The organism is Pseudomonas zanjanensis (assembly GCF_014268745.2).
Classification (GTDB): Bacteria; Pseudomonadota; Gammaproteobacteria; order Pseudomonadales; family Pseudomonadaceae; genus Aquipseudomonas; species Aquipseudomonas zanjanensis.
On sequence record NZ_JABWRB020000001.1, the window covers coordinates 805632 to 821466 of the forward strand.

The window sequence follows — 15835 nt, forward strand, 5'->3', positions numbered from 1 at the left end:
GAACCCCCCAGGTACGCACTGCTGAGCGAATAGCATAGTAAACACTGGGTTATTTTGCCTTGGCGATTTCCGTTTCCAGGGCCCACTCCAGTTCGGTCATGGCGCGGTCGAGGGCATCGATGCAGTCGCTAATGCGTTCAGGTGCCTGTGCCTGATGACACGCCTGTTCCAGCGCCTCGCACCGCTGGATCAAAGAGGTCGCCTGGACGATGCGGGCGACGCCTTTGATCTTGTGCGCCGTTTCGGTCAGTGCTTGCCGGTTCGCTCCCCGGGCGACGTCGAGCAACTCCTGGCGATCCGCGCGGCTGCTGCTGAGTAACTCCGCCAGCAGGCGCCGGTTCGACGAAGGGTCGCCGCCGGTCAACGCCTGGAGGCTGTGGAGGGAGAAAACCGCTGGATGGCCGACCGGTTTGACGGTCTTGATCCACTGGCTCAGGGCGCTCAAGCTGATCGGTTTGAACAGGCAATCATCCATTCCGGCGTCCAGGCAGCGTTGTTTTTCCTCCGGCTGGGCATTGGCGGTGAACCCCAGGACCGTGCAGGGCGCCCGTCGCTGTTCGGACTCCTCGCGACGAATCGACCGGGCCAGTTCGTAGCCGCTCATGATGGGCATGTTGCAATCGGCAATGACCAGATCGAAATCGCCTTTTTGCCAAACCTCGAGCCCATGGGCGCCATCGTGGGCGACCTGATAGTGATGGCCGAGGTATTCCAATTGTTGGGACATCAGCAGGCGGTTGGCCGGGTGATCGTCCACGATCAGGACGTTCAAGATGGCCTGTGCCGTTTCGATGACCGGTTCCAGTGGGGCGCTGACCGGCGCCGTTGACAGGACGGTGAGTTGCAGGCGGACCTGGACCTGGGTGCCAACGCCGGGTTGGCTGCTCATATGGAGGTTGCCGCCCATCATCTGGCACAGGTTGCGACTGATCACCAGCCCCAGTCCCGCGCCTTTGCGGGCCATCCGGCTGCTGTTATCGACCTGGGCAAAAGGCTCGAACAATCGATGCAGATCGGCCGGGCCGATGCCGATGCCGCTGTCGTTGACTTCCAGATGCATGTCCAGGACATCGTCCCGCTCGGTTGGGGATAGCCGGACCTTGACCACGACCTGGCCCTGCTCGGTAAATTTAAGGGCATTGCTGATCAGGTTCGACAGCACCTGCTTGAATCGCAAGGGGTCTATCGACACGTCAGGGTTTCCCTCGGCGGCGTCGAACTGCAACGACAACACCAGGTTTTTTTGCCGGGCCACGCCCTCGAAGACCCGTATGACCGATTGCAGCAGGGCCCTGAGATTGACGCGTTCGGGGGCCAGGCTCAGATGGCCGGATTCGATACGGGCGATGTCGAGGATATCGCCGATCAGCTCGAGCATGCCGGACGCCGACTCGTACGCGACTTCGATGGTCGAGCGGTCCAGGTGGCCCTTGTCGGCGTGTTTCAGGGCCAGCTCGAGCATGCCGATCACCGCGTTCATGGGGGTGCGGATTTCATGGCTCATGGTGGCGAGGAACGTGCTTTTGGCGCGGTTCGCGTCATCGGCCCGTTGCTTGGAGGCGCGCAATTCCTCGAATAACTGCCGTCGTTCACTGATGTCGATCCAGCCGCCAATGATGCCTTGCACTTCGGCGGCGGAGTTTCGGTAGGGGAGGATCCAGTGATAGATCGTCAGTTTCCGGTCGCCGATGTGCAGCGGGCGGTCGACGATCAGGGCGCTGCCTTCGGCCATGACGCGTTGGTAGTCCGCCTGGTACTCCTGCGCTTCGAAGGCGTTGCTCATGGAGCCTGGCATCGAGTCCTTGCCGATGACGTCTTCACGCCGGGCGTTGAACGCTTCCAGGTAACTGTCGTTGCAGCTTTGCAGCATACCGTTGCGATCCCTCACGTAGATGGGGTGCGGGGTGCCGTTGAGCAGTGCGTGCATGAATTCCAGTTGATCGTTGAGCGCCAGTTCCGCCCGTTGACGTTGCCTGATCTGGCGCCGCATGTAGGCGTTCCAGGCCAGGGACAGCAGCAGCAACAGGCCAACCCCCGCGACGACCTGGAAGAACAGGCGATTATAGGTGCGCCAGGTGTGTTCCGAGGGCGAGACGTAACCGCGCCAGCGGTTGTTGATGACGCCCAGTTCGTCAGGGTCGATGCTGGTCAGGGCCTTGTCGAGGATGGCGTTCAACTCGCTGGCGTGTCTGGCGGTGGCCAGCGCGAACAGGGCTTGCTGGGTGCCCACCGTGCTGCTGATTTGCAATCTGTCCCGCCACGCATGGGAGGAGATGAAGTAGTTGGCCATCACCTGCGAGTGCACGCTGCCGTCGACCTGGCCATGGGCGAGCATTTCCACGGCGCGCACGGAGCCGTCCGTTTCGATGATCCGGATATTCGGGTACTGGCTGCGTAGCCAGTCAATGACGGGGTTGCCTTTGGCGATCGCCAGGCTGGCTTGGCCGAACTGATCGAGTGTCGTGGGGGTGTCGGACTGTTTGCGAGTCAGCAGGACGAACGCGCTGTCGATGTAGGGGCGGCTGAATTTCAACTGGCGTTGCCGTTCACTGCTGGGCAACAGTGCGGCGATCATGTCGGCTTGATCGTTCAGGACGGCAGCGATCATCTCACTGTCGTTCTGGCGGCGCTGGATGTCCAGGCGCAAGCCGGTGCGCAACCGAATCAGTTCAAGCAGGTCGGCACTGATGCCGCGAAAATCGCCGTCCGGATCGAAGAAGGTGAAGGGGGCGGAGGTTTCGTTCACCACCACCCGGACCACCGGATGCCTGTCCAGCCAACGTTGCTCGCGGTCGGTCAGTTGTACCCGGTGATCGGTGAGGTACAGGTCGCTGCCCGCACTCCAGCGTTTGGAGATGGCCGCCTGCTCGGCAATGGGGACCTGGTTCAGTATGGTGTTGATGATTTCCAGCAAGCGGGTATCGCCACGGCGAACGGCGAAACCGAATCCATAGGTTTCATGCTTGCCGAAGCTGGCCATGCGGATATTGCTCAGGTAGCCCTTGCTGATCATGTAGTGGGTGGACAGGGTATCGCCGAGAAATACATCGGCCTGGCCAAAGGCGACGGCATTGATGGCGTTCTGGTAGGACGGGTAGGTGGTGATGATCGCCTTGGGGTAGAGTTTTTCGATTTCCCGCAGCGGCAGGTAGTGATAGACCATGCTCAGCCGCAACCCCTTGAGGTCTTCATTCAGGGATCGGCTTTCATTCGTTCGGGTGACAAGCACGGGTTGATCCACCGCGTATGGCGTCGATAGCACAATGTCTGGGTCGCGGGCTTCGAAACCGTTGGCGGTGCCAAGCATATCGATGTGCCCGTTCTTGAGAGCCGCCATGGCGGCCTCACGGGAAGCGAAGCGCAGGACGCTGATGGGCCGGCCGGTGGCCTTGGCGACAATGTTGGCATAGTCGGCGGTCAGGCCTTCGTAGTCGCGTCCACTGGCGGAGAGATCGAAGGGCGGGTAATCAGGTGCGGAGGTGCCCAGGACCAGTTCCGGTCGGTCTTTTAGCCAGGCGCGGTGAGCGTCATCGAGTTTGATCTCGGCCTGAGCCGTGGACGACCGACCCAGCAGCGTGTACTGCCCGGGCGTCTCTGGCGTCGCCGCGAGCGCTCCTGAGTACAACGCTACGCTGATCAGCAAGAGACATTCGGTTATGCGTCTGAGCATGATGTTTCTCACACCAGCGCGTTGCGCTTCGCCATTTCAATCAGCTCGACCAGGGACTTGACCTTGAGTTTCTGCATCAGGCGTTTTTTATAAGTGCTGACGGTTTTATTGCTGAGAAACATTCCCTTGGCTATTTCCTTGTTGGTACGGCCCTGGGCAAAAAGTTGCAGAACCATCAGTTCCCGATCGTTGACGCTTTTGAAAAGGTCCAGCTCTACGCTGCGTGGATCATCCGGGCGTACCGGGTTCAGCGCCTGGCTGGGAAAATAGTTGTAGCCGGACAATACCGCTTTGATCGCACTGACGAGTTCGCTGAGGTCTTCCTGCTTACAAACGTAACCAGAGGCACCGGATTGCATGCATCGGATCCCGAAGAGCGTCGGCGATTGTGCCGTGAGCACCAACGTCTTGAGCGGCGTGGTCATGGCGTTGAAGCGTGACAGGATTTCCAACCCGTCGAGTTTGGGGATGCTGATGTCCAGGATAACCAGGTCTGGCATGCACTCGCGCACCATTTGCATCGCGTCGACGCCGTTGTCAGTTTCTCCTACGACCTTATAACCCTCATGTTCCAGGAGCATGCGAACGGCGAGGCGAATGACCGGATGATCGTCGACAATGAAAACGGAGTTCATGAATAAATACCCTGCGAACTTGAATAAAGCGCGCACCTTAGCCCACTTACAGCCAGGGCCGTACGAAGAGACAGGCATGCAACTTCAATTTCAGAAGTTTCCTACAAAAAAAGAGGCAAGATATTACGACGTAAACGGTTTTTTAGTAGGTGGATGACAATAAAGAGGGGGAGTTGTTGGCAACGAGTGAAGGAATATTTCTTTGATTGTGTTTTTTGCGCAAACAAAGGAAGCGTTTAAATCAAGGTTCGTGTAAGCCAAACATTTATTTATCTAGTTCAAACTTCCTGTGGCGCAGCGCTACAAAATTCACATTCACCGCCGTTCCCTGTGGGAGCGAGCTTGCTCGCGATGACGGTGGCACATCCTGCATCGATGAGCACAGATCTACCGCCATCGCGAGCAAGCTCGCACACAGGTTTTGTGCCAGGTGCCGCACACCGTCGACTCCCCGCCTTTTATTGACGCGTACGGCCCGTCATCTCCTGGGCCATCTCGCTGGCGTAGCTGTCAGTCATGCCGGCGATGAAATCGATCATGCGCAAGAACGCACCATGCAAAGGGCCGTTGGGATCCGGCGCATTGTTCCCCAGCAGGTCGAGGATGCGGCGATTCTTGAACGAAGGCGTGCGCCCGCCGTGCTGTTCGAGGGCGGCGCCGCAAAAGCCGTTGAGCAGGATTTCCAACGTGGTGTAGGCACCGATTTCATGCAGGGTCTTGCGCTTGTCCTGGAAAATTTTCCGCCGTGCCATGTCCTTGGCATTCAACACGCAACGTTTTGCCGGGCCGTGCATATGTTCCACCAGGTCCCCTGGCAGCGTGCCGGCCAGCAACGCTTCCTGCTGCTCGACAAACGCCCGGGCGGCGGCGTTGGTCAAGTGTTCGATGGCCTTGCCCCGCAGGATCGCCAGCTTGCGCCGCCGAGAGTCCTGCGGCCCGAGCTGCCGGTAGGTGTCCGGAAGATCGTCGCCTACCAGGTCCAGGAGCAGCGATTCCACCTGGGGGTATTCCAGAAGATCCATCTCCACGCCGTCTTCCAGGTCGATCAGCGCGTAGCAGATGTCATCGGCGGCCTCCATCAGATACACCAAGGGATGCCGTGCCCAGCGTTGATCCTCGATCTGTGGCAAACCGAGCTTGTGGGCAATCTGTTCCAACAGTGGCAGTTCGCTCTGGTAGCAACCGAACTTATGCTTCTTGTAGCCCAGGGAGTCGGCGTGACGGGCGGTCCAGGGGTATTTCAGGTAGGTGCCGAGGGTGGCATAGGTCAGCCGGGTTCCGCCGTCGAACTGATGGTATTCAAGCTGGGTAAGGACGCGGAAGCCCTGGGCGTTGCCTTCGAAGTTGAGAAAGTCGTTGCGCTCGGCTTCGCTCATGGCATCGAGCCAGCCACGCCCGGCGGCCTGCTGGAACCAATAGCGAATGGCGTCCTCGCCGGAATGACCGAACGGCGGGTTGCCAATGTCGTGGGCCAGGCAAGCCGATTGCACCACCATGCCCAGGTCGCTGGGCTCGCACCAGTCGGGCAGGGCGTTGCGGATGGTTTCGCCCACACGCATGCCCAGGGAGCGCCCGACGCAACTGACTTCCAGGGAATGGGTCAGGCGCGTATGGATGTGATCGTTGCTGGATACCGGATGCACTTGCGTCTTGCGCCCGAGGCGGCGGAAGGCACCGGAAAAGATGATGCGGTCGTGGTCCTTGTGGAAGGGACTACGGCCCAGCTCTTGTGGGCTGTGCAGCGGTTTTCCGAGACGTTCGCGAGTCAGCAGGGTATGCCAATCCAAGGCCGGTTGCTCCGTTCGATGAGGTCGATGAGGTCGATGCCCTAGCTTCCCGGTTCGTGGGGCGGCCTGCAAGGCCTATAGGCCTGCGCAGGCTGGATACATATCCTTTGTGGCGAGGGAGCTTGCTCCCGCTGGACTGCGAAGCAGGCCAAATTTTGTGAGTGCTTCGCACTCAAGCGGGAGCAAGCTCCCTAGCCACAGGGTGTAGGTTTTCAGGGTTTGCGCAGGGTCTTGGCCAGCTTGATCAGCGGCAGCAATGTGGTTGCCAGGCGGATCAAGCCTGTTACACCACCGCCACCACCACGGCGGGTCCGTTTGCCAGTGAGAAAGCCCAGCAGGGACACCGCCGCCACGCCCCACAGTGGCGCATGCTTGATGCCGAAGCCTTCGTGCCAGCTTTGCGTCAAGCCGCGCACTCGATGCAAAGGCTGCAACAACTGGCGCGTCTCTTGCCGGATTTCCTGGCGATGCATTTCCATGCGCAGGCGCACCAGTGCCTTGCGCATTTCCTGTCGTGTCCGGGCTTGGGGGATATCAGGCAGGCTCATGGCAGCAGGCGCTCCCGGTCATTGGCCAGTTCTTCGAGGGTGGCATTGAAAGGGGAGGACTCGTCATAGATCGCCGCCTTGAGCCGCAGACCGCAAAACAGGGCCGCCAGCAGGTAAAACAGACACAGGCCGATAATGCCCGACAGACGATAGGTGTCCCACACCAGGATCAGCACCAGCGCCGAAAGCCCGACCAACAGCAGCAAGCCGAATACCAGCGCAAGGCCGGCGAACAGCAGGAGGCTGACGGTGCGTGCCTTCTGTTCCTGCAGTTCCATGCCGAACAATTCGACGTGACTGTGCAGCAAGCCTAGAAACGCCGCGCCCAGGCGGCGCGCTGTAGGTTGTGTGCCCGCTTCGGACGAGCCGGATTCGTCGATACCCATGATCAGCGCCGTGTTGCCAACAGACCAATCAGAAAACCAACGCCCGCGGCGATGCCCACCGATTGCCAAGGGTTGGCCTGCACGTACTCCTCGGTGGCGACTACCGCAGCCTGGCCGCGTTCGCGCATGGAATCTTCGGTCAGCTTGAGTGTTTCGCGGGCGCGCAGGAGGGTTTCGTGGATCTGGCTGCGTAGTGCATCGGCTTGATCGCCTGCCAGCGTCGCGGTGTGATCGAGCAAGCGCTCCGTGTCGCTGACCAGCGTCTGGAAATCTTCCATCAGAATTTCTTGAGCAGTCTTTGCCTGGGTTCTGGCCATCGGTGAATCTCCGTAAGTGACGTCTGAAGCGTTCGAGTATGAGCCTTGCCGGAAGGTTCAGTGCAAGTGGCTGGTACAACTTTTGCTCAGGCTTGCGCCATGTACTGGTGCGTTAGCCCGTGCCAGTGCGCTGAAGCTGGGCGCAAGCCCGTAAAACCTTAACCCAAATAATTAAAACCCGCGAAGCGGGGCTTCGTTTGCCCGTTATGGCGCACCAAAGCGGTTCATCGACCTGCACTCGGTCGTTGGTCCGTTTCAACTTGGTGCGTTTGTGAGGTGAGCGAACCGGCTTGGTGCTTTTTTCAACTTTTTCAGGTCTGCCAACACCATGGAAAATATGCAAAGTGCCGTGGACAGTCTGGTCCACAGCTCCAACACGCTGTTCATCCTGCTCGGCGCGGTCATGGTCCTGGCCATGCATGCCGGCTTCGCGTTCCTGGAGGTGGGAACGGTCCGGCAAAAGAACCAGGTCAATGCGTTGTCGAAAATCCTCAGCGATTTTGCGGTCTCGACCCTGGCCTATTTCTTTGTCGGCTATTGGATTTCCTACGGCGTGACCTTCCTGCAACCGGCAGCGGTGCTCAGTGCCGATCATGGCTACAGCCTGGTGAAGTTCTTCTTCCTGCTGACCTTTGCTGCGGCGATCCCGGCCATCATTTCCGGCGGTATTGCCGAGCGCGCGCGGTTCGCCCCGCAGTTGTGCGCCACGGTGCTGATCGTGGCGTTTGTCTATCCGTTTTTCGAAGGTTTGGTCTGGAACGGCAATTTCGGCCTGCAGGCGTGGCTGCAAGCCCGGTTCGGCGCCAGTTTCCATGACTTCGCCGGTTCCGTGGTGGTGCATGCCATGGGTGGCTGGTTGGCGCTGGCCGCCGTGCTCTTGCTCGGCCCGCGTAATGGCCGCTACCGGGACGGTCGCCTGGTGGCGTTCGCGCCTTCGAGCATTCCATTCCTGGCCCTGGGCTCGTGGATCCTGATTGTCGGCTGGTTCGGCTTCAACGTGATGAGTGCCCAGACCTTGCCAGGGGTAAGCGGGCTGGTCGCGATCAATTCGTTGATGGCGATGGTGGGCGGTACCGTGGCGGCATTGATTGTCGGGCGCAATGACCCAGGTTTCCTGCACAACGGCCCGCTGGCCGGGCTCGTGGCCGTCTGCGCCGGTTCCGACCTGATGCACCCGGTGGGTGCGCTGGCCACCGGTGCCATTGCCGGTACCCTGTTTGTCTGGTGCTTCACGGCAGCCCAGGGCAAATGGAAGATCGACGATGTGCTCGGCGTCTGGCCGCTGCATGGGCTGTGCGGGGTTTGGGGCGGCATTGCCTGTGGCGTCTTTGGCCAGAGTGCCTTGGGCGGCCTGGGTGGGGTCAGCCTGATCAGCCAGTTGATCGGCACGGCGCTGGGCGTTGTCATCGCCCTGGCCGGTGGGTTCGCGGTTTATGGCGCCATCAAGGTTGTGCTGGGGCTGCGCCTGACCCAGGAAGAAGAGTATTACGGCGCCGACCTGTCGATTCACAAGATTGGCGCCGTCAGCCAGGACTAAGGTTCCTTATCCTGGTTACCAGGATAAAAGCCGTGTAGCAGGCGGTAGCGGTCGTGGCGGACCTGATCCACGTGATGCCGGACCTGCTGTTCAGGCAGGCCGAGCATGATCAAGGCGTGGGAGGCCAGCATCAGGCTCGACTCCAACAGCTCGGGGACCACTTCGCTGGCCCCGGCCGCCTGCAACTCGGCCAGTTGGCTGTCGTCACGGGTGCGCACCAGAATCGGCACCTGTTGATTGATCCGCCGGGCCGCCTGGAGCACGGTGATGGCGATGTCGGTCTTGTCCACCGCGATCACCAGCAGCCGGGCGCGGTTCAAGCCAACGGCGGTGAGCAAGTCCCCTCGTCGGGAATCGCCATAATGCACGCAGTTCTCGCCGACGGTGGCTTCCTGGATGATCACCGGGTCGTCATCCAGGGCGACGAACGCCTGGCCTTCGCGACGCAGGAAGCGTCCGATGGACTGGCCGACGCGTCCGTAGCCGCAAATCACCACATGATTCGACAACCCGGCATTGAGTGCGCTGATCTGGTCCAGTTGTGCCTCTTCGTTGGGTTTGCGATGCAGGCGTGCGGCGATGCGTGGCGCCGCGCGCAGCAGCAACGGGGTCAGCAGCATCGAGCAGAACGTCGCAGCCAGCAGCAGGCCGCTGATGTCGGCGGGCATGAGTCGGTTCTGCTGCATCAGCGCCATCAAGGCAAAGCAGAATTCGCCGCCCTGGGCCAAGGCCAGGCCGCTGCGCCAGGCGGTTTCACGGTCGCTGCCGCGCCATTTCACCAGGACGGCGACCACGCAGCCCTTGATGAGCATCAAGCCGAGGGTCAATCCCAGGATCAACAGGCCATCATCAAGGAACAGTTGCAGGTCGATCAGCATGCCGATGCTGACAAAAAACAGCCCCAGCAGGATGTCACGGAACGGGCGTATATCGGCCTCGATCTGATGCCGGTAGTGGCTTTCCCCCAGCAGCATGCCCGCCAGGAAGGCGCCCAGGGCCGGCGATAATCCGAGCAGATGGGTCAGCCATGCCGTCAGCAGCACGATCACCAGGGCCAGCAGCACGAACAGTTCCGCGGACCGGGACGCCGCCACTTCATGGAACAGCCGTGGCAGCAGCAATCGGCTGGCCAGCAGCAGGCCGCCAAACAACACCAGGGTCTTGCCCAGGGTCAGGGGCAGCGCCCAATACCATGGGTGCTCGCTGCTGCCGGCGAAGACCGGCACCAGGGTCAACAGCAGCACCGCGACAACATCTTGGAACAACAACACACCGATGGCGTTCTGGCCGTGGCTGCTGAAGATCTCGCCCAGGCTGGTCAACTCCTTGCTGACAATGGCGGTGGAGGACAAGGCCAGCCCGGCGCCGAGCAGCAACGCGGCGATCGCTGGGGCACCGCATACAGCGAGCAATCCTGCCAGCAGCGCTCCCGAGCACAGCACCTGCAGGCTGCCCAGGCCGAACACGACCCGGCGCAGTTCGAGCATTTTCGACAGGGAAAACTCCAGGCCCAACGAGAACAGCAGGAACACTACCCCAAGCTCGGCCAGGTCGGGCAATTCTTCGCTGTCGTTGACCCAGTCCAGCGCGGTAGGGCCGACCGCCAGCCCGACGCAGAGATAACCCAGCACCGGTGGCAGGCGCAGCCGCCTGAACAGGGCGATGACCACCAGGGACGAGGCGAGGATGATCAGCAGGTTGGCAAACAAGGGGAACTCCGTTTCAAGGTACAACGCACAGCGTAGAGGGAAAAACGCGACAAGCGTCGCTGGAAAAGCATTTGCGTTCAGTGATTTGCATCAGCGTTTTACCGAAACACCCTGAAGCGAGCCAGCGACTCGACGGTTTTCCGAGGCGAGCCTAGAATGACCGTCTATCTTTTTTGGGTCTACCCGCCATGCCTCCTGAATGCCAATTGTTCGGTACCCTGGGGTGCCATCTTTGCGAAGTCGCCGAAGCTGAACTGATGCCTTTGGTCGAACATGGATTGTTGGTGGAATTAGTGGACATTTCAGAACGTGAAGACTGGGTGGAGGACTATGGGCTGCGGATTCCCGTGCTGCGCAGGCTGGATACCGGTGCCGAGCTGGACTGGCCCTTCGATACCGAACAGATCGTGACATTCCTCCGTTGAACGGCTCGTTCGTCAGTTCCTGACACTGTGGTTGGCGAAAATATCGCGCTTCGGTTACTGTATGCCCATACAGCTATCTGGAGTGCACCCCTTGGTCAATGTCGAACAACTGAAAGCCAGCGTAAACAGGATGTCCGCGGACGTTGTGCATGAGGCGGTCCTGGAGCTTCGCCTGGATGGCTTGGTGACCGAAGGCAAGACACCCTTCAATAAACTGCATTTCAATACCTGCTTCGCCGAAATCGAAGCGTTGTTCCAGCGCGCCGGCTATCACAAGCAGTTGGATGTGGTGGGTTACCAGGGCTTGCTGTACGCGCTCTACGATCCGGGTCGCTGGGAGGCGGTGGACGTACTGCGCTGGTTGAAAGAGTTCACCGAAGCGGCGGCAAAACCGACATCGGCCACGGCGTAAAGCAATCATCGCTGGGCTGGCTGGGGCGACTGTCGGATAATGCCGGCATGCCAAATATCCAAGAGTTTTTAATGTCCGGTTCATTGTTTTCCGCCACTCATCATCAGGCCAGTACGTTGTACCTGCCGCCCGGTTCCTGGCCGACGGTGTTGGAATGCCTGTGCGAGCATTTCAGCGCCATCAGCCGTGAACAGTGGCTGGACCGGATCGCCCGGGGCCGGGTATTGGACGCGGAGGGCAAGGCGATCCCTGTCGGCTTGCCGTACCGCGAAGGTTTGCGCATCCACTACTTCCGGGAAGTACCCGACGAGAAACCGATCCCGGTGGTGGAGTCGATCCTATACGCCGACGAGCACCTGGTGGTGGCAGACAAACCGCATTTTCTGCCCGTCACTCCGGCGGGCGAGTATGTCGAGCAAACCTTGTTGCGACGGTTGATCCGGCGGCTGGACAATCCGCATCTGGTGCCCCTGCACCGCATCGATCGGCATACGGCCGGGCTGGTGTTGTTTTCGGCCAACCCGCAAACCCGTTCGGCGTATCAGTCATTGTTCCCGACACGGCGAATCGAGAAACGCTACCAAGCCATTGCCCGTGCGTTGCCTGGGTTGAATTTTCCCCTGGTGCATAAAAGCCGGATGATTGATGGCGAACCGTTCTTCCGGATGCAGGAAGGGCAGGGCGCGCCCAATACCGAAACGGCCATTGAAGTGTTGGAAAGGAAGGGTGAGTTGTGGCGTTATGGCTTGTATCCGGTTACGGGTAAGAAGCATCAATTGCGGGTTCACATGAATGCCCTTGGGGCGGGGATCTGCAATGATCCGTTTTATCCGGATGTGCTTCGGGATGTTGAGGATGATTATGCCAATCCTTTGAAATTGCTGGCTCAGGGGTTGCGTTTTGTTGATCCGGTGAGTGGTCGGGAGCGGGTGTTCGAGAGTGGTATTTCGTTGCAGTGGTAGTTGGTTTAGAAGCCGCTATTACTGCGTGAGGTTTTGATTTTTTCGTTGGATCTTCAGCAGGCCCAAAGCCCATGTGCACCGCACAACCTGTGGGAGCGAGCCTGCTCGCGAAGAGGCCGGCCCATCCAACGCCACCGCAAACTGACACACCGCTTTCGCGAGCAAGCCCGCTCCCGCAGGGGTAACACGGTCTCACCAATAACCAGGTCGGCTATCCTAAAACCCAAAACCAAGCCCCAAAAAAAACCGGCGCTTCCCTCTTCAGGAAGCGCCGGTTTTTAACAACATCGGGCAGCAGCGTTACAGATTACAAATCCTTAACGGTACGAACCTGATCCTTGTTCACGCGAGTCTGCTTGCCATCCAGTTGTTCGAATTCGTAGAAGCCGCTTTCTTCATCGAAATGTGGGGTATCGACGGCCTGGATTTCGCGACCGTCATTCAAGGTGATCACCGTTGGCGAAGCGCACCCGGCAAGGGTGGCGAGGCCCAGAGCGAGCATGAACGTGGCGAGGGTCCGTTGTGTCATGGTGTTTCTCCGAAATGGATTCTTCAAGTTACTGACCTTCAGACGTATACATTGCGCGCAAGTTCCTGGCTAGTGTCAATCTGACACGCCTTTATGTCGGGCCAATAGTTCCGGGGTGTTCAGATTGGCCAGTCGCGGATCATCGGCAGGGCATTGCAAGGCAACGGCGTGCAGCGCGCGCATGATGCGGCCGGGGCTGCGTTCGCCTTCGCTCCAGGCCTGTTCGAAGCGTGCTGCCAGGGTCAACGGGATGACGCACAGCAGCGGTTCCCAATGCTCGCCGTGGCGCACCATCAACGGTCGGTCGGGGTGCAGGCTGGCCGTCCTGCGCATATTGTCGAGCAGGCTTGCGTCGATTTGCGGCACGTCGCATGGCAGCACCAATAGATAGGGGTATCTCGCGGCCTTCAGACCTGCGCGGATGCCCGCCAATGGCCCGGGAAAATCACCTTCCTCATCGTGCACCAACTGATCGGCATACGGCGCATAACGTTGCGCATTGCGGTTGCAGGAAATGATCAGGTCATCGCTCATGGCGCGGGTCTGGCGATGGAGATGGGCAATCAGCGGTTCGCCTTGCCATTGCACCAGCCCTTTGTCCTGGCCGCCCATGCGTTGTCCGCGCCCACCGGCCAGGAGCAGAATGGAGCAGGATGGCAGTGGCGTTTCCGAGGTCATGGCGTGTCTCCGCACGGGCGAAAAAATGAAGCGCTGTGATATAACACCGGGCTGTTTCCTTCACAACTGGACGAGCCTATGAAAGCCAAGGCTGATGTACCTTTCGTGCCGCTCAATATCGCGGTGCTGACTGTCAGCGACACCCGTACCCTGGAAACCGATACGTCCGGGCAGGTCTTCGTCGATCGGCTCACGGCGGCGGGTCACAACCTGGCGGCACGGGTCCTGCTCAAAGATGATTTGTACAAGATCCGGGCACAAGTCGCGACCTGGATTGCCGAGGACGTGGTGCAAGTCGTGCTGATCACCGGCGGCACCGGTTTCACGGGGCGTGACAGTACGCCGGAAGCCGTCACGTGCCTGCTGGACAAGCAGGTCGATGGCTTTGGCGAGTTGTTCCGGCAGATATCCGTGGCCGACATCGGCACTTCCACTGTGCAGTCCCGTGCGCTGGCCGGCCTGGCCAATGGCACGCTGGTATGTTGCCTGCCAGGGTCGACCAACGCGGTGCGTACCGGATGGGATGGGATCCTGGCCGAACAATTGGATGTGCGGCATCGGCCATGTAACTTTGTGGCTCATTTGAAACAGGCAGCCCCTTGTGAATCCCGTGGGTAAACCGGGTAAGGCCGGCGCCTTGATGGCCGTTGAGGTGGCGCTGGAACGGCTGCTCGAGATGGCGGCGAGCACACCGATTGTCCAACGCGAGCGTTTGCCGTTGGCCGAGGCATCAGGGCGAGTGCTGGCCGAGGATCTGGTATCGACCCTTGACTTGCCGCCATGGCCCAACAGCGCCATGGACGGCTATGCCTTGCGGCTGGCGGACTGGAGCGGCGAGCCGTTGGTGGTCAGCCAGCGGATTTTTGCCGGGCAGGCGCCGGAGCCGCTGGCCGCTGGCACGTGCGCGCGGATCTTCACGGGGGCGCCAGTCCCTGCTGGCGCTGATTGCGTCGAGATGCAGGAAAATGCCGTGGTTGAAAGCGACCAGCGGGTGCGGTTTACCGAGCCCATGGTCAGTGGACAGAACATTCGTCCTCAAGGACAGGAGACCACCGTTGGCGAGCAGGTCCTCTCTGCCGGCACTCGCCTGGGGCCGATCGAGCTGGGCTTGGCGGCATCCTTGGGCTGCGCATCGCTGGACGTGGTGCGCAAGGTCCGCGTCGCCGTTCTGTCCACGGGTGATGAGCTGGTCGAGCCCGGCCAGCCACTGGGGCCTGGTCAGATCTATAACAGTAACCGCGTGCTGCTGTGTGGTTGGCTACAACGCCTGGATTGTGAGGTGGTTGATGCCGGTATCCTGCCCGACGATTTGCCGGCCACCCGCGAGCGCCTGGCGCAGTTGTCGGATGTCGATCTGATCCTGTCCACCGGTGGTGTCTCGGTGGGGGAGGCGGACTTCCTCGGCATCGCCTTGCGTGAGGACGGTGAGCTGACACTGTGGAAGCTCGCCATCAAGCCAGGTAAGCCGCTGACGTTCGGGCATTACCGTGGCGTGCCGGTCATAGGCCTGCCTGGAAATCCCGCGTCGACCCTCGTGACGTTCGCACTGCTGGCAAGGCCTTACCTGTTGAGACGCCAAGGCGTTCAGTCGGTGACGCCGCTCAAGTTCAAGGTGCCGGCCGGTTTCGCCTGGCCGAAGGCGGGCAGTCGCCGAGAATACCTGCGAGGCCGCATGGAGAATGGTCGAGCGGTCATCTACCGGAATCAGAGCTCGGGGGTCCTGCGCAGCGCGGCCTGGGCCGAAGGATTGGTCGAAGTGCTCGAAGGACAGACGCTGGTGGAGGGTGACGAAGTGGGCTTCATCCCCTTGAGCGAAGTCCTGGGCTAGCATGCCTACCAGGTGTTCTCCGGCCCGAGTGGGACGCTCGGGCCGTTGCGCGCCTCACCTTATCGCGTGAGCAGCATCACCAACTGATCGAATCGGTTGTTGGCGACCCAGCCCAGCAGGCCGAGCACCACCGCCGCGGCGCCAGCCGAATAGGCCAGCCTGTGGCGGATCACCTTGACGTCGGTACGAATTTCATCCATGTCTTTACGGATGTATTTGAGGTGGGTTTCCAGTTCAACGACGCGCGGTTCCAAATCAATTCCTCCAGCGGGATTACTGCAACTTTTGCATTCGTTTCGAGTATCGGCCTGCCCGCTTCCAAAGGACGCGAGCTGCCGGGGAGACAGCTTGTATTCACGGTTATGCATGGGACGGTCCATCCCCATAACTGTTCGAGCGAGTGATCCGGCCC

General features: G+C 60.3%; 16 protein-coding genes. 6 read left to right on the forward strand and 10 right to left on the reverse strand.

The window, feature by feature from the left end; genetic code table 11:
* Nucleotides 1-49: 49 nt before the first annotated feature.
* From HU715_RS03765 to HU715_RS03790, 6 genes are all read right to left on the reverse strand, one after another.
* Complete coding sequence (locus HU715_RS03765; protein WP_186705340.1) at nucleotides 50-3670, reverse strand: transporter substrate-binding domain-containing protein; 3621 nt, start codon at nucleotides 3668-3670, stop codon at nucleotides 50-52.
* An 8-nt stretch (nucleotides 3671-3678) separates the two neighbouring features.
* Nucleotides 3679-4305, reverse strand: coding sequence for a response regulator transcription factor (locus HU715_RS03770; RefSeq protein WP_186705339.1), 627 nt, complete (start codon nucleotides 4303-4305; stop codon nucleotides 3679-3681).
* Between the two features lie 458 nt (nucleotides 4306-4763).
* A complete protein-coding gene (locus tag HU715_RS03775; RefSeq protein ID WP_186705338.1) occupies nucleotides 4764-6092 on the reverse strand; it encodes a deoxyguanosinetriphosphate triphosphohydrolase in 1329 nt (442 codons plus the stop codon).
* 212 nt (nucleotides 6093-6304) lie between these two features.
* The gene (locus HU715_RS03780; RefSeq protein WP_053120523.1) at nucleotides 6305-6640 is read right to left on the reverse strand and encodes a hypothetical protein; all 336 of its coding nucleotides are present in this window, start codon (nucleotides 6638-6640) and stop codon (nucleotides 6305-6307) included.
* On the reverse strand, nucleotides 6637-7026 hold the full coding sequence (locus tag HU715_RS03785; RefSeq protein WP_060738527.1) for a phage holin family protein: 390 nt from the start codon (nucleotides 7024-7026) through the stop codon (nucleotides 6637-6639). The genes HU715_RS03780 and HU715_RS03785 overlap by 4 nt, the downstream gene beginning before the upstream one ends.
* A gap of 2 nt (nucleotides 7027-7028) precedes the next feature.
* Nucleotides 7029-7343 (reverse strand): ElaB/YgaM/YqjD family protein, encoded by a 315-nt coding sequence (locus tag HU715_RS03790; protein WP_092166820.1) that lies wholly within the window; start codon nucleotides 7341-7343, stop codon nucleotides 7029-7031.
* Nucleotides 7344-7671: 328 nt separating this feature from the next.
* On the opposite strand from HU715_RS03790, the gene HU715_RS03795 reads away from it, so the two are divergent.
* Nucleotides 7672-8880 (forward strand): ammonium transporter, encoded by a 1209-nt coding sequence (locus HU715_RS03795; protein ID WP_186705337.1) that lies wholly within the window; start codon nucleotides 7672-7674, stop codon nucleotides 8878-8880.
* Here the strand turns inward: HU715_RS03795 and HU715_RS03800 are convergent.
* Nucleotides 8877-10589 carry a cation:proton antiporter gene (locus HU715_RS03800; protein WP_186705336.1) on the reverse strand — a complete coding sequence of 571 codons (1713 nt, stop codon included), beginning with the start codon at nucleotides 10587-10589 and terminating at the stop codon, nucleotides 8877-8879. The two genes, HU715_RS03795 and HU715_RS03800, sit on opposite strands and share 4 nt — an antisense overlap.
* A gap of 188 nt (nucleotides 10590-10777) precedes the next feature.
* On the opposite strand from HU715_RS03800, the gene HU715_RS03805 reads away from it, so the two are divergent.
* The 3 genes from HU715_RS03805 to HU715_RS03815 all read left to right on the forward strand — a co-directional run bounded on the left by HU715_RS03805 (nucleotide 10778) and on the right by HU715_RS03815 (nucleotide 12388).
* Nucleotides 10778-11014, forward strand: coding sequence for a glutaredoxin family protein (locus HU715_RS03805; RefSeq protein ID WP_186705335.1), 237 nt, complete (start codon nucleotides 10778-10780; stop codon nucleotides 11012-11014).
* Nucleotides 11015-11105: 91 nt separating this feature from the next.
* The gene (locus HU715_RS03810) at nucleotides 11106-11426 is read left to right on the forward strand and encodes a transcriptional regulator (protein ID WP_186705334.1); all 321 of its coding nucleotides are present in this window, start codon (nucleotides 11106-11108) and stop codon (nucleotides 11424-11426) included.
* A gap of 71 nt (nucleotides 11427-11497) precedes the next feature.
* On the forward strand, nucleotides 11498-12388 hold the full coding sequence (locus HU715_RS03815; RefSeq protein ID WP_186705333.1) for a pseudouridine synthase: 891 nt from the start codon (nucleotides 11498-11500) through the stop codon (nucleotides 12386-12388).
* Between the two features lie 307 nt (nucleotides 12389-12695).
* Here HU715_RS03815 and HU715_RS03820 read toward each other — a convergent pair whose 3' ends face one another.
* Together HU715_RS03820 and mobA are read right to left on the reverse strand one after the other, a co-directional pair.
* Nucleotides 12696-12917 carry a YgdI/YgdR family lipoprotein gene (locus HU715_RS03820; protein WP_186705332.1) on the reverse strand — a complete coding sequence of 74 codons (222 nt, stop codon included), beginning with the start codon at nucleotides 12915-12917 and terminating at the stop codon, nucleotides 12696-12698.
* A 75-nt stretch (nucleotides 12918-12992) separates the two neighbouring features.
* Nucleotides 12993-13595, reverse strand: coding sequence for a molybdenum cofactor guanylyltransferase MobA (gene mobA / locus HU715_RS03825; protein WP_186705331.1), 603 nt, complete (start codon nucleotides 13593-13595; stop codon nucleotides 12993-12995).
* 78 nt (nucleotides 13596-13673) lie between these two features.
* Here mobA and moaB point away from each other — a divergent pair, with 78 nt between their 5' ends.
* Together moaB and HU715_RS03835 are read left to right on the forward strand one after the other, a co-directional pair.
* On the forward strand, nucleotides 13674-14213 hold the full coding sequence (gene moaB, locus HU715_RS03830; protein WP_053120541.1) for a molybdenum cofactor biosynthesis protein B: 540 nt from the start codon (nucleotides 13674-13676) through the stop codon (nucleotides 14211-14213).
* Between the two features lie 22 nt (nucleotides 14214-14235).
* The gene (locus HU715_RS03835) at nucleotides 14236-15423 is read left to right on the forward strand and encodes a molybdopterin molybdotransferase MoeA (RefSeq protein WP_186705378.1); all 1188 of its coding nucleotides are present in this window, start codon (nucleotides 14236-14238) and stop codon (nucleotides 15421-15423) included.
* Nucleotides 15424-15482: 59 nt separating this feature from the next.
* Here the strand turns inward: HU715_RS03835 and HU715_RS27230 are convergent, their stop codons facing one another.
* Nucleotides 15483-15791 carry a hypothetical protein gene (locus HU715_RS27230; RefSeq protein WP_225917545.1) on the reverse strand — a complete coding sequence of 103 codons (309 nt, stop codon included), beginning with the start codon at nucleotides 15789-15791 and terminating at the stop codon, nucleotides 15483-15485.
* Between the last annotated feature and the right edge of the window lie 44 nt (nucleotides 15792-15835).